Source organism: Pseudomonas sp. Irchel 3H3 (genome assembly GCF_900187635.1).
In the GTDB taxonomy this organism is placed as follows: Bacteria; Pseudomonadota; Gammaproteobacteria; order Pseudomonadales; family Pseudomonadaceae; genus Aquipseudomonas.
The window spans coordinates 23,505-47,716 of record NZ_FYEC01000011.1 but is presented as its reverse complement, the minus strand read 5'-3'; the positions used below and the strand labels follow the sequence as shown (position 1 = coordinate 47,716).

At 61.5% G+C, this 24,212-nt stretch carries 16 protein-coding genes; 6 read left to right on the top strand and 10 right to left on the bottom strand.

The features are described 5' to 3' along the window. Nucleotides 1-11 precede the first annotated feature (11 nt). The 3 genes from lhgO to CKW24_RS14100 all read right to left on the bottom strand — a co-directional run bounded on the left by lhgO (nt 12) and on the right by CKW24_RS14100 (nt 2,451). Nucleotides 12-1,205: an L-2-hydroxyglutarate oxidase gene (lhgO, locus tag CKW24_RS14110; RefSeq protein ID WP_095168799.1), complete on the bottom strand. Its 1,194-nt coding sequence runs from the start codon at nt 1,203-1,205 to the stop codon at nt 12-14. Between the two features lie 106 nt (nt 1,206-1,311). Further along, a complete protein-coding gene (locus CKW24_RS14105) occupies nt 1,312-2,022 on the bottom strand; it encodes a FadR/GntR family transcriptional regulator (RefSeq protein WP_095168798.1) in 711 nt (236 codons plus the stop codon). Nucleotides 2,023-2,097: 75 nt separating this feature from the next. Continuing rightward, entirely contained in the window at nt 2,098-2,451 is a 354-nt protein-coding gene (locus CKW24_RS14100; protein ID WP_095168797.1) for a hypothetical protein, read from the bottom strand. 328 nt (nt 2,452-2,779) lie between these two features. Here CKW24_RS14100 and CKW24_RS14095 point away from each other — a divergent pair, with 328 nt between their 5' ends. Both CKW24_RS14095 and CKW24_RS14090 read left to right on the top strand, forming a co-directional pair. After that, nucleotides 2,780-4,171 (top strand): hypothetical protein, encoded by a 1,392-nt coding sequence (locus CKW24_RS14095; protein ID WP_095168796.1) that lies wholly within the window; start codon nt 2,780-2,782, stop codon nt 4,169-4,171. A 439-nt stretch (nt 4,172-4,610) separates the two neighbouring features. Beyond that, entirely contained in the window at nt 4,611-9,482 is a 4,872-nt protein-coding gene (locus CKW24_RS14090; RefSeq protein WP_095168795.1) for an NAD-glutamate dehydrogenase, read from the top strand. Nucleotides 9,483-9,583: 101 nt separating this feature from the next. Here CKW24_RS14090 and CKW24_RS14085 read toward each other — a convergent pair whose 3' ends face one another. Together CKW24_RS14085 and CKW24_RS14080 are read right to left on the bottom strand one after the other, a co-directional pair. Further along, nucleotides 9,584-10,129, bottom strand: a complete 546-nt coding sequence (locus CKW24_RS14085) for a hypothetical protein (protein ID WP_095168794.1) — start codon at nt 10,127-10,129, stop codon at nt 9,584-9,586. Between the two features lie 176 nt (nt 10,130-10,305). Continuing rightward, complete coding sequence (locus CKW24_RS14080; protein WP_095168793.1) at nt 10,306-10,998, bottom strand: aspartate/glutamate racemase family protein; 693 nt, start codon at nt 10,996-10,998, stop codon at nt 10,306-10,308. Nucleotides 10,999-11,149: 151 nt separating this feature from the next. Between CKW24_RS14080 and CKW24_RS14075 the strand changes: the two genes are divergently transcribed. After that, a complete protein-coding gene (locus CKW24_RS14075; protein WP_095168792.1) occupies nt 11,150-11,644 on the top strand; it encodes a hypothetical protein in 495 nt (164 codons plus the stop codon). A 112-nt stretch (nt 11,645-11,756) separates the two neighbouring features. Here the strand turns inward: CKW24_RS14075 and CKW24_RS14070 are convergent, their stop codons facing one another. Beyond that, entirely contained in the window at nt 11,757-11,978 is a 222-nt protein-coding gene (locus CKW24_RS14070; RefSeq protein WP_095168791.1) for a CcoQ/FixQ family Cbb3-type cytochrome c oxidase assembly chaperone, read from the bottom strand. Between the two features lie 9 nt (nt 11,979-11,987). After that, the gene (ccoN, locus tag CKW24_RS14065; RefSeq protein ID WP_095168790.1) at nt 11,988-13,415 is read right to left on the bottom strand and encodes a cytochrome-c oxidase, cbb3-type subunit I; all 1,428 of its coding nucleotides are present in this window, start codon (nt 13,413-13,415) and stop codon (nt 11,988-11,990) included. 274 nt (nt 13,416-13,689) lie between these two features. Between ccoN and CKW24_RS14055 the strand changes: the two genes are divergently transcribed. Both CKW24_RS14055 and CKW24_RS14050 read left to right on the top strand, forming a co-directional pair. After that, nucleotides 13,690-15,360 (top strand): nitrite/sulfite reductase, encoded by a 1,671-nt coding sequence (locus CKW24_RS14055; protein WP_095168788.1) that lies wholly within the window; start codon nt 13,690-13,692, stop codon nt 15,358-15,360. Beyond that, nucleotides 15,357-15,866 (top strand): DUF934 domain-containing protein, encoded by a 510-nt coding sequence (locus CKW24_RS14050; RefSeq protein WP_095168787.1) that lies wholly within the window; start codon nt 15,357-15,359, stop codon nt 15,864-15,866. Before CKW24_RS14055 ends, CKW24_RS14050 begins: the two co-directional genes overlap by 4 nt. A gap of 146 nt (nt 15,867-16,012) precedes the next feature. Here CKW24_RS14050 and CKW24_RS14045 read toward each other — a convergent pair whose 3' ends face one another. Continuing rightward, nucleotides 16,013-18,361, bottom strand: a complete 2,349-nt coding sequence (locus tag CKW24_RS14045; protein WP_095168786.1) for a tetratricopeptide repeat protein — start codon at nt 18,359-18,361, stop codon at nt 16,013-16,015. A 220-nt stretch (nt 18,362-18,581) separates the two neighbouring features. On the opposite strand from CKW24_RS14045, the gene CKW24_RS14040 reads away from it, so the two are divergent. After that, entirely contained in the window at nt 18,582-19,253 is a 672-nt protein-coding gene (locus tag CKW24_RS14040) for a DUF3313 domain-containing protein (RefSeq protein WP_095168785.1), read from the top strand. A gap of 635 nt (nt 19,254-19,888) precedes the next feature. Here the strand turns inward: CKW24_RS14040 and CKW24_RS14035 are convergent. Both CKW24_RS14035 and CKW24_RS14030 read right to left on the bottom strand, forming a co-directional pair. Then, a complete protein-coding gene (locus CKW24_RS14035) occupies nt 19,889-22,405 on the bottom strand; it encodes a fused MFS/spermidine synthase (RefSeq protein WP_095168784.1) in 2,517 nt (838 codons plus the stop codon). A gap of 164 nt (nt 22,406-22,569) precedes the next feature. Continuing rightward, entirely contained in the window at nt 22,570-24,150 is a 1,581-nt protein-coding gene (locus tag CKW24_RS14030) for an arylsulfatase (RefSeq protein WP_095168783.1), read from the bottom strand. Nucleotides 24,151-24,212: the final 62 nt, after the last annotated feature.

Below are 24,212 nucleotides of genomic sequence, written 5' to 3'. Positions count from 1 at the left end.
TGCAGCGGGGTTCAGCGATTCTTGAGGATTTTCTCTGCGATCATCTGGCCGATGGGAATGGCCGAGGTCGCGGCCGGCGAAGGGGCGTTGCACACGTGGACCATGCGCGGCGTCTCGGCGAACAGGAAGTCATGCACCAGGGTGCCGTCGCGCATGACCGCCTGGGCGCGGATCCCGGCCTCATAGGGCAGCAAGTCGTCGACTTCCAGCGACGGGCAGTATTTGCGGCACTGTTCCAGGTAGCCGCGCTTGAACAACGAGTTCTTCATTTCCGTGGTGCCGGAGCCGAGGTTGTTCCAGATGGTTTTCCAGAAGCCCGGAAAGCTCGCGTACTCGGCGACGTCGCGCCAGTTGATCGAGAACTTGCGATAGTTCTCCCGGCCCAGGCCCAGTACGGCGTTGGGGCCGACCGTGACACTGCCATCGATCATCCGCGTCAGGTGCACGCCGAGGAACGGCAGCTCCGGGTCGGGAATCGGGTAGATCAGGTGGTTGACGATCTCATTTCTGGACGCTGGCAGGCGGTAGTACTCACCACGGAACGGAATGATCTGATGGTCAATCTTGACCCCGGCCAACTTCGCCAGGCGGTCGGATTGCAAGCCGGCGCACGCCACCAGTTGCCGGGCCTGCCAGACCTGGTCGAGGCTGCTGACGGTGACGCTGTCGGCGCTTTCGCTAATCGCGGTAACGCTGGTCTGCAGACGGATTTCACCGCCCGCGGCCTCGATCACCCGAGCCATGGCCTGGCACACCTGGCGGTAGTCGACAATCCCGGTGGCATCGAGAAACAGTCCGCCCAGGCCGACGATGTTTGGCTCGCGGCGGCGCAGTTCGGCCGCATCCAGTTGCTCGACTTTCAGGCCGTTCTGTTTCGAGCGCTCATACAGGGCATGCATGCGGCTGACTTCCAGCGGTGTCGAGGCCACCAACAACTTGCCGCAGACGTCGAACTTGATCTGGTGCTCGATGCAGAACGCCTTGGTCGCCTCGGCGCCACGCTTGCACAGGTCGGCCTTGAGGCTGCCGGGGGCGTAGTAGATGCCGGCGTGGATCACGCCACTGTTGTGCCCGGTCTGGTGTTGCGCCAGCACCGCTTCCTTTTCCAGGATCAGCAACGAGGCGCCGGGCTGGCGTTCGAGCAGCGCCATGGCGGTGGCGAGGCCGACGATGCCGCCGCCGATGATGCAATAGTCATAAATCATGCAGGTGTCACCTTGGATTGCTGGCAGAGAGTCTGCTTATCAGGTTGTCAGACAAAGTATTCGGTAAAAAAGACGCCAGTCGTGGCGTCCTCGGTGTTGCCGGTATTCAGTCGATGCTGGGCAGGTCGATCTTCAGGCGCTTGGCCGCTGCGCGCAGGTGCGCTTCGGCACAGGCGGCCGCCTGGGTGCGGTCGCCAGCGGCGATGGCTTCGTATAGGGCTTGGTGTTCGCGTCCGGCATCGGCCGAGCCGCCTACCGAGTGTGCTGCAGAGTTTTCCCACGCCCTGCGTCGGGCTTCGGCCAGTTGGCCACGCAGGAAATCGTGGAAGGCCACGAAGTAGTCGTTCTTGCTGGCATCGGCGATAGCCCGGTGGAACTCGACGTCGGCCAGGGCTGCTGCAGCAAAGTCGCTGCGCTTATCGTGCATTTCCTCCAAGGCGCTGCGCATGCGCAACAGGTCCGCGTCGTCGCGGCGCTGGGCCGCGATGGAGGCGGCCTGGGTTTCGGTCCACAGGCGCATTTCGAACAGTTGCACCAGGTCGGGCTTGCGGCCTTTCTGGCTAGGAAAACGGAACACTGTGCCGTTGGGGTTCTGGGAAATGTACGAGCCCAGCCCGCGGCGACTGATCAGGATGCCATCGGCCTTGAGCTGAGCCACGGCCTCACGCACCACCGAGCGACTGACATTCAGTTGTTCGGTCAGTTGCTGTTCGGTAGGCAGGCGCGATTCGGCGGTCAGGCGACCGGATTCGATTTCTTCGCGGATCGCATTGACCACTCGTTCAACCAGAGAGTCGGGGCGCTGTAGCTGAAGCATGAGGAGTGTGGCTCGTAGGTCAGGTTGTCAGACAATGCCCGTGCGCTGATTTCTTGTCAAGAAATCAGCTGGCCGTTACAGCTCGCTCAAGTAGGTGCCGGTGCCCTTGAGGATGTTCTGCAGGGTTTCTTCAACCTCGGCCAGGTCAGATGCGGCGGTGCTGTGGAGGATTTCCAGGTGATCGTCACCGTTCAGGGCATCGGCGTCGGCCGCGGCGATTTCGATCAGCAGGCGGGTAGGGCTGAGGGTGACTTTGACGCCGTCCAGGGTCGAGGGCTCGCCATCGAGGGTGATTTCCAGCTCGTCTTCGTCCGGGTAGCGGGTCATCAGGAACATGTCGCCCTGATCGCTGTGGCAGCACAGCATGGCCAGGTTGTCTTCTTCGTCATCGCACGGGTTGGCGATCAGGTGGGCGGTGGTCAGTTGCATGTGAGCAGTCCTGGCGCGGGGCGCGGTGTTGGCAGGCAAAGGGTGATTTTGCCAGTCCCGGGCATTTTTTGCTTCGCTAGTTTTGTGGTGGTGATGCTTGAAGTCGAACGCTGGCCGGGTCGCCCAAGTGCAGCCTGTAGGCGTTTTCCTTAAGTTAAATATCTATTGTGTGATTGAACTTTCCGCTGTTGTTGTAGGGGTAAAGGAGGGCGTAGGAATAATAACAAGTTGCGCAGTTATTGCTTGTTTGCAGCACGCTATGTCCCTTACGTTTGTGCCTTCAGAGCAAGGGAGTGCAGGGTAAATTGATTGAAGGGGAAAACTTTGAATGAAGCCGTATTTCGAGTTGTTGGGCGAGGTAAAGCATCTGTCCGAAGAGGAAATAGAGCAGCTTTACCAGCGATATCTGGCCGGAGAGAAAACCAGCGAGCTGATTGCCGAGTACAAAATCCCGGTGGCGGTCAGAAGTTTACTGACGGTATTGCCGCCGCTGCTCGATAAACAACTGAAGTGCCCCTACTGCGACCTGCCAATGTGGGCGAAGAGATACGCCAAGGGCACCCCGGCGTCTCTCAGGCCAGCGTTCAAGTGTGTCAGTTGTGAACACCGTCTAGTCCCGGCCGGCCAGTACCGGCGTCATAGCCATTGCACCTGTACTGCTTGCTACGAAGTCCGGCAGCAGGAGATCGCCACCGAGGCTGCGCGCAACCGCGAGGAACTGCTCAGCCGTTATACGCCGGGCGTTGCACCGCTGGCCTATGCCAGCCTGGGCTTCATGCAGAAACTCACCCTGCTGGCGTTGCTCGAAGGACTCAAGCCAGGCAACGACAGCATCGCTCCGCTGGAAGGGGCGAACCGCAACGAGAGCCTGGCCCCTAGTGCAGCGACCGCTGAAGAGTTGTTGAAAAACCTTTACCAGGCAGGCGTGCTGCGAGTAGACGCCGACTCGGACATCCAGGCATTCGATCCTATGGCCGGCTACCAGATCCGGCGGTTCTGTGCAGTGCGCTGGTTGCCCAATGTCGCCCTTGAAACCGGTGTGCGTTGCCCGTGTGACGAACTGTATGGAGCGTTGTACCAGGAGTTGTCCGGTTTTATTCCAATCGCGTGGAAGAGTGAGTTGTATAGCCTGATGTTCAGTCTGGCCCGAGAAGAGTCGTTAAGTTATATCCGGGTGTTGGCCGAGGAAGTTGACCTGGTGTTTTCCGCCGCCAGTCGTGGTGAAGCGGTAATAGGTCAGCTCTTGCAGGACTTCTCCGTGAGCGAGATTTACTACTTCGCCAAACTGGCAGTCAAAAATGCCGCGCACTTTTTTGCCACGGGCAACTCCAAAGGCCGCACCCACGCCGCCAATACCATTCCCGGCTATATGCTGGGCACCGCCCAACATGCCCTGGCCGAAGGCTGGCGGCGACCCTCCTATCGTGATTCGCGGGTAGCCAAATCGGCACTGCATCGCTTGTTTTACGACGTGGTCCTCAAGGACAGCGGCGCCGGTTTTGCCACGTCCCCCGGTGTGTACTGGCGCGAACAATTGCTCCCGCGATTTTTTGCCAGCCAAACCGGCTACGAAGCAGGGCAACCATCCGCACAACTGTTCTGCCGCGAGTGCGACTCCTGCAACATCGATGTCTGGATGGACAAGGTGATCCTGCAGACCACCTGCTATGACTGCGCGACGGTCAGCCGGTTTCAGGCGGTTTATGAGGTGCAAGATTGATCGCCGCCCTGACTCAAATGTCAGGAAACCTGCCGTGAACAAATCTCAAGATCCAGTCATTTCCAATACGCAAACCCCGTAATTCCTGGGATAAAACCGCCATTTTGCGCCACGCCTGCTAGTGTTGTTCGAGGCCCCGCCGCGGGGCTGCGTACCGATGACCGAATATGTCGCAGCATCGCAAGCACGGGCCTTGCCGCACTCGTTAAGCTGCGCAACGGATGGACACCTGTAAAGACATTGCCGGGTTGCCCGGCAGTCGTTTTTGCAGATGCCCATCCTTGGAAGGTGAATGTGACCTGAGTGTCTCGTCCAGCTTCACCCACCTGTCGCCCTGTTTCCTCTGCCCGAGAATCAGGAACCGGGTGACAGGTTGCCCCGAACAGGGGTTTTGCACGCGACGCTTCCATCAATAACAAGCCCAAGCGGAGTACCACAGATGGCGTTCTTCACCGCAGCCAGCAAAGCCGACTTCCAGCACCAACTGCAAGCGGCACTGGCGCAGCACATCAGTGAACAGGCACTGCCACAAGTGGCGCTGTTCGCTGAACAATTCTTCGGCATTATTTCTCTTGATGAACTGACCCAGCGCCGGTTGTCCGACCTCGCCGGCTGCACACTTTCCGCCTGGCGCCTGCTTGAGCGCTTTGATCACGCGCAGCCGCAAGTGCGCGTCTACAACCCAGATTACGAACGCCATGGCTGGCAGTCGACCCACACCGCGGTCGAAGTGCTGCACCACGACCTGCCATTCCTGGTGGACTCGGTGCGTACCGAGCTGAACCGTCGCGGCTACAGCATCCATACCCTGCAGACCACCGTGCTGAGCGTGCGTCGCGGGGCCAAGGGCGAGTTGCTGGAAATCCTGCCCAAAGGCACCCAGGGCGAAGGCATCCAGCAAGAATCGCTGATGTACCTGGAGATCGACCGTTGCGCCAACGCCGCCGAGCTCAATGTCCTGAGCAAGGAACTGGAGCAGGTGCTCGGCGAGGTCCGCGTGGCGGTCGCCGATTTCGAGCCGATGAAAGTCAAGGTCCAGGAGCTGATCGACGGCGTCGACACCAGCCAGTTCACCATCGCCGCTGACGAGAAGGGCGAGATCAAGAGCTTCCTCGAATGGCTGGTGGGCAACCACTTCACCTTCCTCGGCTACGAAGAGTTCGTGGTTCGCGAAGACCAGGACGGCGGTCACATCGAATATGACCAGGACTCCTTCCTCGGTCTGACCAAGCTGCTGCGCGCCGGCCTCACCGCCGAAGACCTGCGCATCGAAGACTACGCCGTGAACTACCTCCGCGAAGCGACCCCGCTGTCGTTCGCCAAGGCCGCCCACCCAAGCCGGGTGCACCGTCCTGCGTACCCTGACTACGTGTCGATCCGCCAGATCGATGCCGATGGCAACGTCATCAAGGAATGCCGCTTCATGGGCCTGTACACCTCCTCGGTGTATGGCGAAAGCGTACGGGTGATTCCTTACATCCGCCGCAAGGTCGAGATCATCGAGCAGCGCTCTGGCTTCCAGGCCAAGGCCCACCTGGGCAAGGAACTGGCCCAGGTGCTGGAAGTACTGCCTCGCGACGACCTGTTCCAGACCCCGGTGGACGAGCTGTTCAGCACCGTGATGTCGATCGTGCAGATCCAGGAACGCAACAAGATCCGCGTATTCCTGCGCAAAGACCCTTACGGCCGCTTCTGCTACTGCCTGGCCTACGTGCCGCGCGACATCTACTCCACTGAAGTGCGGCAGAAGATCCAGCAAGTGCTGATGGATCGCCTGAAAGCCAGCGATTGCGAGTTCTGGACCTTCTTCTCCGAGTCTGTGCTGGCCCGTGTGCAACTGATTCTGCGGGTTGACCCGAAGAACCGCCTGGACATCGACCCGCTGCTGCTGGAAAAAGAAGTGGTGCAGGCCTGCCGCAGCTGGCAGGACGACTACGCCAGCCTGGTCGTGGAAAGCTTCGGCGAAGCTCACGGCACCAACGTGCTGGCCGACTTCCCGAAAGGCTTCCCGGCCGGCTACCGTGAGCGTTTTGCCGCGCACTCGGCCGTGGTCGACATGCAGCACCTGCTCAGCCTGAACGAAAAAAATCCGCTGGTGATGAGCTTCTACCAGCCGCTGGGCCAGGTCTCCGGCCAGCGCGAGCTGCACTGCAAGCTGTATCACGCCGACACCCCGCTGGCCCTGTCCGATGTCCTGCCGATCCTGGAAAACCTCGGCCTGCGCGTGCTGGGTGAGTTCCCGTACCGCCTGCGCCACAATGGTGGTCGCGAGTTCTGGATCCACGACTTCGCCTTCACCGCTGCCGAAGGCCTGGAACTGGACATCCAGCAGCTCAACGACACGTTGCAGGACGCGTTCGTGCACATCGTGCGTGGCGATGCCGAGAACGATGCCTTCAACCGCCTGGTGCTGACGGCCGGCCTGCCGTGGCGTGACGTGGCGCTGCTGCGTGCCTATGCGCGTTACATGAAGCAGATCCGCCTGGGCTTCGACCTGGGTTACATCGCCAGCACCCTGAACAACCACACCGACATCGCTCGTGAGCTGACCCGGTTGTTCAAGACCCGTTTCTACCTGGCGCGCAAGCTCTCGGGCGACGATCTGGAAGACAAGCAGCAACGCCTGGAACACGCGATCCTCAGCGCCCTGGACGACGTTCAGGTGCTCAACGAAGACCGTATCCTGCGGCGCTACCTGGACCTGATCAAGGCCACCCTGCGTACCAACTTCTACCAGACTGACGCCAACGGCCATAACAAGTCGTACTTCAGCTTCAAGTTCAACCCGCACCAGATTCCAGAGCTGCCAAAGCCGGTACCGAAGTTCGAAATCTTCGTGTACTCGCCGCGCGTCGAAGGCGTGCACCTGCGCTTCGGTACTGTGGCGCGTGGCGGCCTGCGCTGGTCGGACCGTGAAGAAGACTTCCGCACCGAAGTCCTGGGCCTGGTAAAAGCCCAGCAAGTGAAGAACTCGGTCATCGTGCCCGTCGGCGCCAAGGGCGGCTTCCTGCCGCGTCGCCTGCCACTGGGTGGCAGCCGTGACGAAATTGCGGCCGAGGGCATCGCCTGCTACCGCATCTTCATTTCGGGCCTGTTGGACATCACCGACAACCTGAAGGACGGCGCCCTGGTGCCGCCGGCCAACGTCGTGCGTCATGACGACGATGACCCGTACCTGGTGGTGGCTGCGGACAAGGGCACTGCGACTTTCTCCGACATCGCCAACGGTATCGCCATCGACTACGGCTTCTGGCTGGGTGATGCGTTCGCTTCCGGCGGCTCCGCCGGTTACGACCACAAGAAAATGGGGATTACCGCCAAGGGCGCGTGGGTTGGCGTACAGCGTCACTTCCGCGAGCGCGGCATCAATGTACAGAAAGACAGCATCACCGTGGTCGGTGTCGGCGACATGGCCGGCGACGTGTTCGGTAACGGCCTGTTGATGTCCGAGACCCTGCAACTGGTGGCGGCGTTCAACCACCTGCACATCTTCATCGACCCGAACCCTACGCCTGCCAACAGCTTCGCTGAACGTCAGCGTCTGTTCGACCTGCCGCGTTCGGCCTGGTCGGACTACGACACCAGCATCATGTCCGAAGGCGGCGGGATCTTCTCCCGTAGCGCAAAAAGCATCGCGATTTCCCCGCAGATGAAAGAGCGCTTCGACATTCAAGCCGACAAGCTGACCCCGACCGAACTGCTCAATGCCTTGCTCAAGGCACCGGTGGATCTGTTGTGGAACGGCGGCATCGGGACTTACGTCAAGGCCAGCAGCGAAAGCCACGCCGATGTCGGCGACAAGGCCAACGATGCACTGCGGGTCAACGGCAACGAACTGCGCTGCAAGGTCGTGGGCGAGGGCGGTAACCTGGGCATGACCCAACTGGGTCGTGTCGAGTTCGGCCTCAATGGCGGCGGCTCCAACACCGACTTCATCGACAACGCCGGTGGCGTGGACTGCTCCGACCACGAAGTGAACATCAAGATCCTGCTCAACGAAGTGGTGCAGGCCGGCGACATGACCGACAAGCAACGCAACCAGTTGCTGGCGAGCATGACCGACGAAGTCGGTGGCCTGGTGTTGGGCAACAACTACAAGCAGACCCAGGCCCTGTCCCTGGCAGCCCGTCGCGCCTTGCCGCGGATTGCCGAATACAAGCGCCTGATGAACGATCTGGAAGGCCGTGGCAAGCTGGATCGCGCCATCGAGTTCCTGCCGTCGGAAGACGCCATCAACGAGCGCGTTGCGGCAGGCCATGGCCTGACCCGTGCCGAGCTGTCGGTGCTGATCTCCTACAGCAAGATCGACCTCAAGGAGCAGCTGTTGGGCTCCCTGGTGCCGGATGACGACTACCTGACCCGCGACATGGAAACCGCTTTCCCGCCGACCCTGGTGAGCAAGTTCTCCGAAGCCATGCGTCGTCACCGTCTGAAGCGCGAGATTGTCAGCACCCAGATCGCCAACGACCTGGTCAACCACATGGGCATCACCTTCGTGCAGCGACTCAAAGAGTCGACCGGCATGAGCCCGGCGAACGTGGCCGGCGCCTATGTGATCGTGCGCGACATTTTCCACCTCCCGCACTGGTTCCGCCAGATTGAAGCGCTGGACTACCAAGTCAGCGCCGACGTGCAACTGGAACTGATGGATGAACTGATGCGCCTCGGCCGTCGTGCCACACGCTGGTTCCTGCGTACCCGTCGCAACGAGCAGAACGCGGCGCGTGACGTCGCGCATTTCGGTCCGCACCTGGCAGCCCTGGGCCTCAAGCTCGACGAACTGCTGGAAGGCCCGACTCGCGAAGGCTGGCAGACCCGCTACACCGCGTACGTCGATGCTGGCGTGCCGGAGTTGCTGGCGCGCATGGTTGCAGGCACTACCCACCTGTACACCCTGCTGCCGATCATCGAGGCCTCGGATGTCACCGGGCAGAACGCAGCGGACGTGGCCAAGGCCTACTTCGCCGTGGGCAGCGCACTGGACATCACCTGGTACCTGCAACAGATCAGCGCTCTGCCGGTGGAAAACAACTGGCAGGCACTGGCCCGTGAAGCTTTCCGTGATGACGTCGACTGGCAACAGCGGGCGATCACCATCTCCGTCCTGCAGCAGGGCGACGGTAGCCTGGACGTGGAAACACGCCTGGCCCTGTGGATGGAGCAACACGAAGGGATGATCGACCGCTGGCGTGCCATGCTGGTGGAAATCCGTGCCGCCAGCGGCACCGACTACGCCATGTACGCGGTAGCCAACCGTGAACTGCTGGACCTGGCGTTGAGCGGTCAAGCGGCAGTGCCTGCCACTGCCTGATTGAGCGCCAAATAAGAAAGCCCCGTATCGAAAGCTGCGGGGCTTTTTCATGGGCTAATACTTCATATTTATTAAATTTCGGCGGCCGCCGATACGACGTTTTAGTTGTAGGAATCGACACTTTCAGGTGGCGCTATGTTTCTTTCAAATATCTTTAGGTTGAATGTTGCAATGTCGCCAACTATGTCGTGAAAATAGTACCTGTAGATAGGTGCGCCGATTGCTTTTTTGATGGCGGCGGCATTGCGTATTTGTAAATGGATGGTGGCGCTATCTGAACTCAGGTTATCCAGTGTGATGGTGTTATGGCTGCTATCGAGAAGCTTGAACAACGTTGTGCTGTCACCGGCTTCCGGGGAAGCCATCAAGGGGGTAACGCTGTTTTTGGTGACATATTGCTTGTCATAGGGGCGTGTGAGGATTTGCAAGCGGTAGGCATCACCAATGTATTCGAAGTACACCGTGAGCTTAGGCGGTTTGCGGCTGGCCAATCGCTCCATTCGTTCAGTGAGCGGGTTGTAGGCTTCAAATGTAGAAATGTAACTCGCTTGTTGGGGCGAGGATCCTGCAGACTTGCCGAAGAAATTCATGGCGACGCCATCACAACGCAGTTCGGCAATGAAGGAACGTTCTTGGTTGGTGCTCATGCTTAATTCCTTTTAAGTGAAAAAGTTATCTCCTTGGAGTAGAAAACATAACGCTATTTTGAGTGAGGATGCAGTGCCTGGTTATATATGTGTGTTGCAATATTTAATGATGTGTCACCGCTAATGGTGTCGAGGGTAGTTGGCAACAACAATGCCACCCGCTCATAGCCCCTGAATCAGTGGCCCAAGGCAAAGGCCACGGCCGCACGGGCATGCAGTTCGGTGGTGTCGAGCAGGGGCAGTTGGCTGTGTTCGGGTTTGATCAGCAGGCTGATTTCCGTGCAACCGAGGATGATCGCCTGGGCACCGCGCTCGGCCAGGGTCTGGATCACCCGCTGGTAAGTGGCGCGGGACTCCTCGCTAATGACCCCCACGCACAGTTCGTCGTAGATGATCCGGTGCACCGCCTGGCGGTCCACCGCGTCCGGCACCAGCACCTGCAGCCCGCGGGCCGTGAGCCGGTTCTTGAGAAAGTCCTGTTCCATGGTGAAGGCGGTACCCAGCAGGCCGACGCTCAGGTGACCGGCAGCCTCTGCCGCTTGCCCGGCCGGGTCGGCAATGTGTAGGAAGGGCACGCTGATTGCGTCCTGGATCTGCCCGGCCACCTTGTGCATGGTGTTGGTACAGAGCACCACACACTCGGCACCGCCGGCTTGCAAGCGGCGGGCGGCGTCCACCAGGATCTGCGCCGCGTCGTCCCAGCGTCCAGCATGCTGGGCCTGTTCGACCGGCCCGAAGTCGACGCTGTACATCAGCAGGCGGGCGGAGCGCAGTGGCCCGAGGCGGTCACGCACCTGCTGGTTGATCAGACGATAATATTCGGCGCTGGACTCCCAGCTCATGCCGCCGATCAGGCCTATGGTACGCATGCGGTGCTCCCCTGGATGGTTGATGTGCTGGCCTACAGTGCCCGCGATTGGCTGGCGCTGCAATCGCTCGTCCGGCGGTTAGTCGTACGCCCGGTGCGCACATCTGCCATGCTCAATGTCCGTAACACCGGTTTATCCAAGGAACAGCGCAATGGACGACGTACAGCAACTGGGTGAGATGCTTCGCCACTACGCAGAAAGCGAAGCGCACAAGAAGCAGCTGTTTGAAAACCAGTCGGCCGTGTGGGCCACGCGCATTGCTGAATTGTTCGACCAGATCGAGCAGTGGCTGGCGCCGGTCAAGGCACCGGACCTGCTGGAGGTCAGTCGTGAGGCCTATGTGGCGTTTGGCGCGAGCGTGCCGGTGGAAAGCTCGACCTTCAACACCGAGAAGCTGAGCATCCTGATTGCCGGCAAGCCAGTGGAGTTCGTGCCCGAGGTGATGGGCGCGGCAGGCCTGATCTCCCTGGCGGTGATGGGCTTGACCGCGGCCCGCTACGGCAGCGTGTCACTGGTGTGCCAGCCGCCCTCGAGCGGCTGGCAGTGGCGCAAGACCAATGGCCTGAAAGACCCCGACACCTTCACCTTTGACGCAAACTTCCTGGCCCAGCAGTTGCAGAGCCTGATCCCCCGCGAACGCGGCTAACGAGCTGTTCCTGTGGGAGCGGGCTTGCCCGCGAAGGCGTCGGTACAGCCACTATCATCATCGACTGACACACTGCTTTCGCGGGCAAGCCCGCTCCCACATGGCCCAGGGCTTAGAGGTCGATGTTGCCCCAGCCCGGTTTCGCCATCTCAGGCGCCACGGCGTTGACTTTCTTGCCGGTGGCCAGTTCGACCCGCCGTGCCACTTCAGGGTCGTCGGCAAAGGGGATCAGGCTGGCTTCGTCCAGGCTCCTGGCGGTCTGGTGGCGCAGGCAGTATTCGATGGCGAACCACAGGAACGCCACGCCCAGGCTGTTGAGCAGTAGTTCGGTCATGGTGACCTCCTAGGCAATCTGCGCTTCGCGTTCGGCCATCCGCACGTCGGCCACCCGCACGGTACGCCAGGTGTTGTAGGCCATCAGCAACATGCCGCTCAAGAAGAACACCCCGCCGACAAACCGCACGATGAAGCCCGGATGGCTGGCCTGCAGCGCCTCGACGAAGGAGTAGGTGAGGGTGCCGTCGTCGTTGATCGCGCGCCACATCAGGCCCTGGGTGATGCCGTTGACCCACATCGAGGCGATGTACAGCACGGTGCCGATGGTCGCCAGCCAGAAGTGCGCGTTGATCAGGCCAATGCTGTGCATCTGCTCACGGCCGAAGATTTTCGGGATCATGTGATAGGTGGCGCCGAAGGTGATCATCGCTACCCAGCCCAGAGCGCCGGCATGCACGTGGCCGATGGTCCAGTCGGTGTAGTGGGACAGGGCATTGACCGTCTTGATCGCCATCATCGGGCCTTCGAAGGTCGACATCCCGTAGAACGCCAGCGACAACACCAAGAAGCGCAGGATCGGGTCGGTGCGTAACTTATGCCAGGCGCCGGAGAGGGTCATCATGCCGTTGATCATGCCGCCCCAGCTCGGTGCCAGCAGGATCAGCGACATGGCCATGCCCAGCGATTGCGCCCAGTCGGGCAGCGCGGTGTAGTGCAGGTGGTGCGGGCCGGCCCAGATGTACAGGGTGATCAAGGCCCAGAAGTGCACGATCGACAGCCGATAGGAATACACCGGGCGACCGACCTGTTTCGGCACGAAGTAATACATCATGCCCAGGAAGCCGGTGGTCAGGAAGAAGCCCACCGCGTTGTGCCCATACCACCACTGGACCATGGCATCGGTCGCACCGGAATACACCGGGTAGGACTTGAACCAGTCCACCGGGATCGACAGATGATTGACCACGTGCAGCATGGCGATCACCACGATAAAGGCGCCGAAGAACCAGTTGCCGACGTAGATGTGCTTGGTCTTGCGCTGCACCACGGTGGTGAAGAACACGATGGCGTAGGCCACCCAGACCACGGTCATCCATACCGCGCCGGTGAACTCGATCTCGGCGTATTCCTTGGTGGTGGTATAGCCCAGCGGCAGGGTCACCAGCATGCTGACGATCACCGATTGCCAGCCCCAGAAGGTGAAGGCTGCGAGCTTGTCGCTGTACAGTCGCACCTGGCAGGTACGCTGCACCGCGTAGTAGCTGGCGGCGAATTGCGCGCTGCCGGCAAAGCCGAAAATCACCAGGCTGGTGTGCAGCGGACGCAAGCGCCCGAAGGTGGTCCAGGGCAAATCGAGGTTCGCCTCCGGCCACACCAGTTGCGAGGCGATCCACACGCCCATCGCCATCCCGATAACGCCCCATACGACGGTTGCCACGACGAATTGGCGGACGACCTTGTAGTTATAGGCCTGTCCGATTGTTGCTGTGCTCATGGTCATTGCTTCCACGGTTGCAAAGTCTTGCCAGGCCACCCGGTCTGGCATGGTGCGAACTGTAGGAAACCGTGAAGAAACAAAACAGGCTCAGAAAAACTGCATTAATGCGGAGCAGATTTTCCCCGTGTCTACGGTGATCTGCCGCGAGCTGATATGGTTTTTTAGTTTTTAGCTGAATCTGTAACGCGCTGAGCTGTTGTCCCATAGTCCTCCTCACACAAGAACCCCGCCAAACCCCCGGGGCGAGGGTCAATCCTGATGAGGTAGCGACATGTATCAATACGATGACTACGACCGGGCCTTGGTGTTAGAGCGGGTCGCGCAGTTTCGCGATCAGGTGCAGCGGTTCATGGCCGGTGCCTTGAGCGAGGAAGAGTTCTTGCCATTGCGCCTGCAAAACGGCCTGTACCTGCAAAAACATGCCTACATGCTGCGGGTCGCCATTCCCTACGGCACCTTGAGTGCCCGACAGATGCGCACGTTGGCCAGCATTGCCCGGGATTACGACCGCGGCTACGGGCACTTCACTACCCGGCAGAACCTGCAGTTCAACTGGATCGAACTGGCCCAGGTGCCGGACATCCTCCAGCGCCTGGCCGAGGTCGAGATGCACGCGATCCAGACCTCCGGCAACTGTGTGCGCAACATCACCACCGAAGCCTTTGCCGGGGTGGCGGCCGACGAGTTGATCGACCCTCGACCGCTGGCCGAAATCCTGCGGCAGTGGTCGACCATCAACCCGGAATTCCTGTTCCTGCCACGCAAGTTCAAGATCGCCATCTGCTCCGCCGAGGAGGATCGCGCAGCGATCATGATGCACGACATCGGCCTCTATCTTTACCCTGACGAGTCGGGGCAGATGCTGCTGCGGGTGATCGTCGGCGGCGGCCTGGGGCGTACGCCGATCCTAGGCCTGCAGATTCGCGAGGGCTTGCCTTGGCAGCACCTGTTGTCCTATGTCGAAGCGGTGTTGCGGGTCTACAACCGTCACGGGCGGCGCGACAACAAGTACAAGGCGCGAATCAAAATCCTGGTCAAGGCCCTGGGGATCGAGGCCTTTGCCCGGGAAGTGGAAGAGGAGTGGCAGTACCTCAAGGACGGTCCGGCACAACTCACCGAGGCGGAGTACCAGCGTGTCGCCAGCGCGTTCGTCGCACCGAACTACGTTCAACTGGCCGACACCGATCTGGATTTCGGCACGCGCCTGGCCGAAAATCCGGCCTTCGCCCGCTGGGTCTCGCGCAACGTGCAGCCGCATAAAATCGCCGGCTACGCCAGCGTGGTGCTGTCGACTAAACCCGGGATCAGCGCGCCGCCGGGTGATGTCAGCGACCAGCAGATGGACGCTGTCGCCGAGTGGTCCGAGCGGTTTGGCTTCGCCGAGATCCGCATTGCCCACGAACAGAACATCGTCCTGCCGGATGTGCCCAAGCGTGATCTCTACGCCTTGTGGTGCCTGGCCAGCGAGGCCGGGCTGGGCACTGCCAATGTCGGGCTGCTGAGCGACATCATCGCCTGCCCGGGCGGCGACTTCTGTGCGCTGGCCAATGCCAAGTCGATCCCCATCGCCCAAGGGATTCAAGCGCGCTTCGAGGATCTGGATTACCTGCATGACCTGGGGAACATCAGTCTGAACATTTCCGGGTGCATGAATGCCTGCGGCCATCACCATATCGGCAACATTGGCATCCTGGGGGTCGATAAGAGCGGCAGCGAGTGGTACCAGGTCACCCTCGGTGGCTCCCAGGGCAAGCACAGTGCACTGGGCAAAGTCATGGGGCCTTCGTTCAGCGCTGCCGAGGTGCCCGGGGTGATCGAGCAGATCGTTGCCACCTTCGTCCGTTATCGCGAACCAGAGGAGCAGTTTGTCGACACTGTGCAGCGCATCGGCCTGGAGCCGTTCAAGGAACAGGTGTATGCACAGCAGGAGGGGGCGGCATGAACAACCTGCTGCGGCTGCGGGACGGGTTGGCAACGCACGAGCCAGGCGATCGCTGGACCTTGATCAAGGACCCGAGCGGCGATTTGCCCTGTGGCCCACTGATATTGCCCCTGGCGCTGTGGCTCAAGCGCCGCATCGAGCATCACCCGGTGTTCGACGCGGTGTGGCTGGGCCCGGACGACGAAGTCGAAAGCCTCGCGCCCTGGCTCAATCGGTTGCCGATGATTGCCCTGGAGTTCCCCAACTTTCGCGACGGTCGCGCCTACAGCCAGGCCTATCTGCTGCGCACACGCCTGGGCTGGGCCGGGGAGCTGCGGGCGATTGGCGATGTGCTGCGTGACCAGTTAAGCCACATGCGCCAGTGCGGGTTCGATGCGTTTGCCGTGCGCGAAGACAAATGCGCCGAGGACGCCCTCAAGGGGCTGGCGGGTATGAGCGTGACGTATGGCCGCTCGGCAATCGAGCCGCGGCCCTTGTTTCGCCGACGCCAGGCGGGTGATGCCTGAGCTCACCTGAATGATCCAGGGTTGCCACCTGTGGGAGCTGACCTGCCAGCGATAGCGATGGGTCAGGCACTATAGATGTCGAATGAACCGGCCCCATCGCTAGCAGGCTCCCACAGCGTGCTATGGATACACGCAGATTCTGCAGGTCATTTCAGTGCCGGGTCTCCCGGGTTGAGCTTCTTCCAGCCTTGCAACAAGACCTGGGCCTTGGGTTCCTGGCCGTTGTCCAGGTAGTACTGGATCAGTGACAACCGGGCGTTGCGGTTGGCCGGTTGTTGTTTGATCAGTTGCTCCAGTTGCGCGCAGGCTTCGTCGATCTTGCCACCGTCGTACAAGGCCACGGCCAGCACATAGCCGTACTGTGCGTTCAGCGGCTCCAGGCGAGCGGCGTTGCGCAAGGCTGACATGGCTTGCGCGGTGTTGCCGGCTCGGATCAGGGCCAGGCCCTGGGTGTGCTGGAGCAGCGCCGAGTCCGGATGCGCCTTGAGGCCTTGGGCCAACAGTGCCTGGGCTTCCTGCGCCCGACCACGCGATTCCAGCCATTGCACCAGGGTCACCAGCGCCGGGAAGAAATCGCCGTCGCGCTGGATCGCCGCACGTAACATCGGCTCGACTTCGGCAGTCCGTCCACTGGCCTGATAGAGCATGGCCAGATTGAGGTTGGCCTCGGCGCGTTCGAGCAGGCTCAACTGGACCTTTTCGTACTCGTCGATGGCGGCCTTCCAGCGCGGCTGGGCGGGCCCCAACTGGTTGCCGGCTGCCAGCAGGTCACGGGCGGCGGCGATGCGCACGGCCTTGACCGGGTCACTGAGCAATGGCGTATATAGCGGCACGCGCTCAGGGGCCGGAAGGAAACCGCTGACCGCGCGTATCGCGCTTTCACGCACCTGTGGATCGCTGTTGCCCAGGTCTTTGGTCGCCAGTTTCAGCGCCTGTTCGCTTGGGTACAGCACCAGTTCGGCCAACAGGGTGGCGCGCTGGATCGCGGGCAGGTTGCTGCGCTGCAATTGCTCGTACAGCGCTTGGGCGGCGCCCGGCTGGCCGCTGCGGATCAGCCACAGGCTTTCGTCATAGCGCGCAGCCTGGGCCGCCGGGTTGGCGTTCCACAGTTTGAATTGCTCTGTGACCTTGTTCCCGGCCTTGCCCTGATGGCAGGTCAGGCAGGCATCCGGACTGCCGAGCTTTTTCGCGCGCTCGGGATTGGGGATGCTGAAGCTGTGGTCATGGCGAAAGTCGTTGCCCATGTAGAACTTGCCCGGCATGTGGCAATCCACGCACTGCGAGCCTGGCTGGCCTGTGGCATGGCGATGGTGTTCGGGCGAGTCATAGTTCTTGGCTTGCAGGCCCTTGCCGTCGACGCCTGGGAGCGTGGTCTTGCCGGCGGTGTTGTGGCATTGCAGGCAGACGCCATTGCCCGGCGCCTTGAGCTCGTTGCTGTGGGGGTTGTGGCAGTTGCTGCAGCGCACCCCCTTGTCGAACATCTTGCTCTGCAGGAACGAGCCGTGTTCGAACACTTCATCCTTGATCTTGCCATCCAGCGCGTACAGTTCGCGGGTCAGTACGCTGGGCAGGTAGTCGTCCATCAACCGTTTGCCGACGGTGAAGCCATCGCCCAGGGGCGCACGCCGGGAGTGACAGCGGGCGCAGGTCTCGATCTCGGTGGTGGCGTTCTTGTCCTTGAGGTCGACGGCAAAGCCTGCGTGGATCAGGTCGCCCTTTTTCGCCGCCCATTCAAGGTGATTGGAGGCCGGACCGTGGCACGCCTGGCATCCGACACCCAGGCTGTTCCACTGGCTGGCAAAGGAATTGCTCGCGGCGTCGAAATTGCGTTGGTACCCGGTGGTGTGGCACTCCACACACATAAAGTTGGCGTTCTGGCTGGGTTTACTCCAGTGCAGCGGATTCTTGAAGCTCACGCCCTGGCCCGGATACAGGTGAAACCAGCGGTTCTTCTCGGTATCCCAGGCCACGCCCAAGGCTTGCAGGCGGCCTTCACCGACTTCGATCAGGTACTGCTGCAGCGGCGCGATACCGAAGGTGTAGGCCACCTTGAAGTCGGCGTTCTTGCCGTCGGCGCCCGGGGTATTGACCCAGAAGCCAGCGTCCTTGCGAAAGAACCGGGTCGTCTCGTTCTCGCCCTTGAAGGTGCTGTCCTTGAAGTTGGCCAGCACGGTCTGCTCGTCGGCGACCTGCATCGCCAATTGGTGATGGGAGCCTTGCCAGTCCTTGACCTGCTCGGTGTGGCAAGCCTGGCATTGCTGCTCGTCGACCATGCGGGCCGGCGGCAGGGGCGCAGCGACTGGCGGCGTCGGGGCCACGGCCACGCTCGGCGCTACATAGGGCGCTGGCGTCGGTTTGCTGGCGAACAGGAACCAGCCGAGGCCCGCCATGACCAGCAGCAACAGGCCGGCAGTGACGGGAAACAGGTAGCGGGAAATCAGGGTCGGTGGCGAATCAGGGTCAGGTGTAATCGAATTTTTCTTATGCTTGGGCATTACGACTTCCGTAGTCCAGAGGCGCTGGCCATAAAGGCAGGCTTTTTGTGCTGCCGTGCAGCTTTGCTGCATAGGGTCAGTCTGTCAAATGACGCTTGTGATCGATCCTACAGTTGTTTGTGAATTTTCAGAGCCTGTCACAGCAATCGTCTTAACTTTTGGCTATACCTGTAACTCCGTTTGACAGTACCGTTGTCGTCCTTTTGACAGGAGTTACCGAATGAAGCTTGCCCTCATGATGAGTACGCTGTGCATTGCCTCCCTTGGGGTAGTGGGCTGTTCCAGCACGATCACCAAGCCGGAAGACTACTCCGGGTTTCTCAAGGACTACAGCCAGCTCAAGGAGGCCAAGTCGCCGTCGGGCGTAGACGTGCTGCGTTGGGTCGACCCCAAGCTCGATATCAATAAGTACACCAGTGTCTATGTCGAACCCACCCAGTTCTATCCGCAGCCCAAGCCGACGGTGAAAATCCCGCAAAGCACGCTGTCAGGCATTACCAGCTACTACGACCAGGCGCTCAAGCGCGAGCTGGGTAAAAACCTGCCATTGGCCAACGGCCCGGGCCCAGGTGTGGTGGTCGTACGTGCGGCGATTACCGCCGTCAGCAGCCAGACCGAAGGCCTGAAAGCCTACGAGGTGATCCCGATTGCCCTGGTGGCAGCGGCGGTCAGCACCGCGACCGGTATTCGCGATCAGGAAACCGACCTGGCCACCGAAGCGGTGTTCCTCGACGGCAGCACCAACAAGGTGATCGCCCAGGTAGTCCGCAAGGGCACCGGCAGACCGCTGGAAAACGACTCGCAAGTGATGACCGCCAACGACGTGAAGAACGTGGTCGATGGCTGGGCCCACGACCTGGGCCAGTCGTACATCAAACTCAAGGCCAAGTAAGCGCCTGGATGGGAGCGGGCCGACTCGGGATGGTGGGGTGTCAAGGCCATAAATGTTGGCTGTGCCGGCCCCATCGCGGGCAAGCCCGCTCCCACAGTGGTTCTGGGGTGCTCGCGGACTTTGCATGCGCCACAGCCAACTTGTGGGAGCTGGCGCCCGCTTGCGGCCTGCCAGCGATAGCGGTGGGTCAGGCACCATCGATATTGAATGTTCTGGCCCCATCGCTAGCAGGCTATCCCACAGGGGATATCACACAGAGATATCGCCGTCAGGAAAAGCAGGCCGGCCGCTAGGCCGCCTCGCCCGCCCTCACCACTCAGGCCGACTGTCAGGTCGCCGTGCTCTTGCTTTTGATCTTGATCCACCCGCCCCATTGGAAGGCTGAGCGAAGGTGTCCATCTGGGGGGAGGCGCGTAGCGCCGTGCGGCGAAGCCGCATACATCGAGAGGAGGTGCAGCGCAGCAAACCGGAGGCGATGCCCCCGGATGGATACCGTAGCGAAGGTACCCCGAGCCTAAGCGAGGGGCCGTACGTCAGGGGTAAGAGCCCTTGGTTACTTGGGGCTTTTCCAAGTGACCCGCCGTAAGGGCGGAACCATTAGCCGCCATTACCCAAGCAACGGATATACCTCCATATCACTGGCCGACAAACCAACGGAAATACGGGTTGGCGGCATCCCCTTGCATCACCTCACGAATATCCCTGGCCCAGGCTTCACGATCGCCATCGTAGGCATGCAGGCTGGCGCGGTAGAACTGCATCAGGCGCTGCTGGTGGGCATTCATGCGCTCGATGAACGTGGCGTCGGCATTGAGCAGTTCCGGCGGGCGCCGCAGGTCGAGCAAGGCGGGGAGTACCCGGCTGATTTCCTTGGCACGCACCCACGGTGCGTACTCGATGCGCGGCTGGTCGTCGGTGACGGGCAGGGCCTGGCCGGCGAACTGCTGCAGGCCCTGGCGATCAGTGACCCAGGTGGCCAACAGCGCCGCGGCCGAACTCACCCCGACATCCTGCAAGGTGCTGCGCACGGTTGCCTGGGCATAGCGTTGGGTGATCCGCGCCGCATCCAGCTCGATGGGGTCGAGCGAGCCCACCAGGAGCATTTCATGGAACTCGCTGGTCCACACGTTGGCGTAAGGAAACACGTCGAGGAAGCTCTGTACCAACGCCCGCGAGTCGTCGATGTTCTGGGTTGGCAATGGCAGCCACTGGGCCACCAGGCCGTTCTTTTCCAGGCGGCTGGCAGCCAGTTGATAGAAGTCCCGCGAGTACAGGTTGACCACACCGGCCGCAGAGGGCGGTGGCGGCTCCAGGGTGATCAGGTCATAGGTCTGTTCGCTGCGCAGCAGTTCCTGGCGACCGTCGCGCAGGCGCACCTGCAGCGCCGGGTCGGCGGCGGCGTTGAAGTTGCCTTTGAACAACGGCGCGGCCTTGACCACCGATGGCAGCAGCTCGGCGACCACCCGCCGTTCCAGGCCCGGGTACTGCAGCAAGGCGCCGGCGGTGATGCCGGTGCCAAAGCCGATGACCAGGGCCGAACGTGGCTCGCCCTTGTGGATCAGCAGCGGCAGCAGGGCCTGGATCCGCATGTAGCGCAGCGACGGCATGGCATCGCCGGTGTTCGATACGCCTTGAATGTACAGGCGCTGGAACGCGCGCTGGCCCTTGCCCTGGGTGACCACGGCGACGGTACCGCCACGACCTTCCTCATAGAACACCAATTCGCCGTTGCGCGCTCCTGGCAGCAGGCTCGCAAGCTTGTCCACCGGGGTCAGCAGCGCGACCCCCAGCGCCAGCACTCCGACAGCCACCACGCCCTGGCGGGTGCCTTTGTGTACTGCGCTGCCACGGCTGACAGCCAGGTAACCGACGGCCGCAGCGACCAGTGCCAGCAGGCCCAGGGTGCGCACCAGACCGAGCAGCGGTATCAGCACAAAACCGCAGAGCATCACCCCGACGATGCCGCCCAGGGTATTGAACGCCACCACAGCACCGACATCCCGGCCCACCCGGTCCTGGCCCACGCACAGGCGCAAGGCCAAGGGGAACGCGGCACCCAGGAGCAAGGTCGGGAGGAATACGATACTCAGGGCCGCCACGGCAAAACGGCTACTCATGGCCACCAACTCACTGGCGCCCAGGGCCAGCACCGCTGATTCGGCCTGGGTTTGCGCCAGCACCAGCCAACGTCCCAGCAGGGCTACTTCGAGCAGTGCCAACAGCCCCGCACCGGCAATCAACAAGCCGAACAGGCCCCATGGATCGCGTACCCGCGCCACGCGCCGGGCCATCCATACGCTGCCCAGGAACAACCCGCACAGGTAGGTCGCCAGGACCACGGCGAAGGCATAGGTGCGGGTACTCATGAATTGCACGATCGCTTGCGACCAGACCACCTCGTAGCCCAGCGCCACGCCACCGGCGATCGAGTACAGCCACAGCGCCAGGCGCGCGGGTGCGGCCTGGGGTGGGCGTTCCACGGGCGCCGCGATGGCCGTCAGCGGTTGGCGTTGAAACCACAACAGCGCGCCGGCGGCGGCCAGCAGGTTGAGCATCGCCGCGGCAATGGCGCTGCCGCGCACGCCGAGGGCCGCGATCAGGACGAAGGCGGTCAGCAGGGTCCCGACGATGGCCCCGGCGGTATTCGCCGCATACAACTGGCCACCGGCCTTGCCCAGTTGCTCGGGGTCGGCGGCCAGTGCGCGCACCAGCACCGGCAGGGTGCCGCCCATCAACACGGCGGGAATCCCCACCAGGGCAAACGGCAGCACCCAGGCTGCCAGGCCGATGTGCTCGGCCAGCCAACTGAATGGGCTGGCCGCCAGGCTCATACCCACCGTGGCACCGACACCCAGCAGCGCCACCAGCACCTCCAGCCCGGCGTACAGCAGCACCGGCCGTTGCAGGCGGTCGGCCAGGCGCCCGAACAGCCAGCCGCCCAGGGCCAGGCCGGCAAAAAACGCGCTGATGCCGGTGGTGATGGCGTAGACCTCGACCCCGACCACCAGCGACAACTGCTTGATCCACAGCACCTGGTACACCAGCGCGGCGGCGCCCGACACCAGTAACAGCAGGGCCGGGATCAACAGCGCCGGGGCACTGGCGTGTGGGGCGGGAATAGCCGTCGACTTGCTGGCGACTCGTGAAGACATTGCTGGTTGCCTTGTGCAGAACTTGAAAAATGTGGTGGAACCAGAGCACTGGCACCAAGGATGGTGAAGGCCATCGCGAGCAAGCCGCAAGCGGGCGCTCGCTCCCACAGGGGAAAAGAAAAAACGCCGTTCACCGGTGAAGGTGAACGGCGGTGCAGCAGGTATTACTGTGCAGCTTTCATTTTTTCAGCGATTTTTGCATCTACCGCAGCGCGGATCTGGTCGACGCTGAAGCTCGCCGGTTTCTGGCTAGGTGGGTACTCGATGAACGTCTGCAGGAAGTGCGCAGACTTGGTCACCGCCTGGGCTACCAGGTAGACGTTTTTGGTGGTCCAGTCGTAGTACTGATCGGAAACCACGTCAGCACGCTCGTACGGGTCCATGCGCAGGTTGAAGATTTTTGGTACGCGCAGGCACACGAATGGCTCGCTCCAGACCTTGAAGCCGCCGGGTGCACGTTGTTCACAGAACACCGCTTTCCAATTACCGAAGCGCATTGACACCAGCACGCCGTCGTCGTTGAAGTAGTAGAACTCCTTACGCTCGCCCTTGGGTTGCTGGCCGGTTACGTACGGCAGTTGGTTGAAGCCGTCCAGGTGCACCTTGAAGCTGTTGCCACCGGCGACTGGCGCCCAGCCCTTGAGCAACTTGTCCTTGACCCCGGTATCACCAGCGGCAGCCAGCAGGGTTGGGAACCAGTCCAGGCCCGAGAACATCTCGTTGGACACTTCGCCAGCCTTGACCTTGCCCGGCCAGCGGATCATCGCCGGTACGCGATAAGCGCCTTCCCAGTTGGAGTTCTTCTCGTTGCGGAACGGCGTGGTCGCCGCGTCCGGCCAGGAGAACTGGTTCGGGCCGTTGTCGGTGGTGTAGACGACGATGGTGTTGTCGGTGATTTTCAGGTCATCGAGGGTTTTCAGCAGTTTGCCGACGTCGCCGTCGTGCTCGATCATGCCATCGGCATAGTCGTTGCCGGGCATGCCGCTCTGGCCCTTCATCGACTCACGCACGTGGGTGAACAAGTGCATGCGGGTGGTGTTCATCCAGACGAAGAACGGTTTGTCCGCCTTGGCCTGTTTCTCGATGAACGCCTGGGCGGCGGCGGTGGTTTCGTCGTCGATGGTTTCCATGCGCTTGGTGGTCAGCGCGCCGGTGTCCTCGATCTTGCCGTCGGCGAAGCTGTGGATCACGCCACGCGGGGAGTTGGCCTTGACGAACTCGGCATCATCCTTGGGCCAGTAAGGGCGCTCTGGCTCCTCTTCGGCGTTGAGGTGATACAGGTTGCCGAAGAACTCGTCGAAACCGTGGTTGGTCGGCAGGTACTCGTCCTTGTCGCCCAGGTGGTTCTTGCCGAACTGGCCGGTGGCATAACCCTGGGATTTCAGCGCCTGGGCGATGGTGATATCGCGGGCCTGCAGGCCAACGCTGGCGCCCGGGGCACCGACTTTCGACAGGCCGGTACGCAATGGCGTCTGGCCGGTGATGAACGATGAGCGCCCGGCGGTGCAGCTGTTCTCCGCATAGTAGTCGGTGAACATCATGCCTTCTTTGGCAATCCGGTCGATGTTCGGCGTCTTGTAACCCACCACGCCCATGGAATAGGCGCTGATGTTGGTCTGGCCGATGTCATCGCCGAAAATCACCAGAATGTTGGGTTTTTCTGCCGCCACGGCGGTCGCCGAGATGGCCATGACCGAAGTCGCCACCAGGGCGAATTTCGGCAGCCACTTTTGTATGCGAGTCATCTGACTTGCTCCTTGTGCTTACTGGAGTCGTGTTGGAGTACGACGAACGTTTACTGCGATCC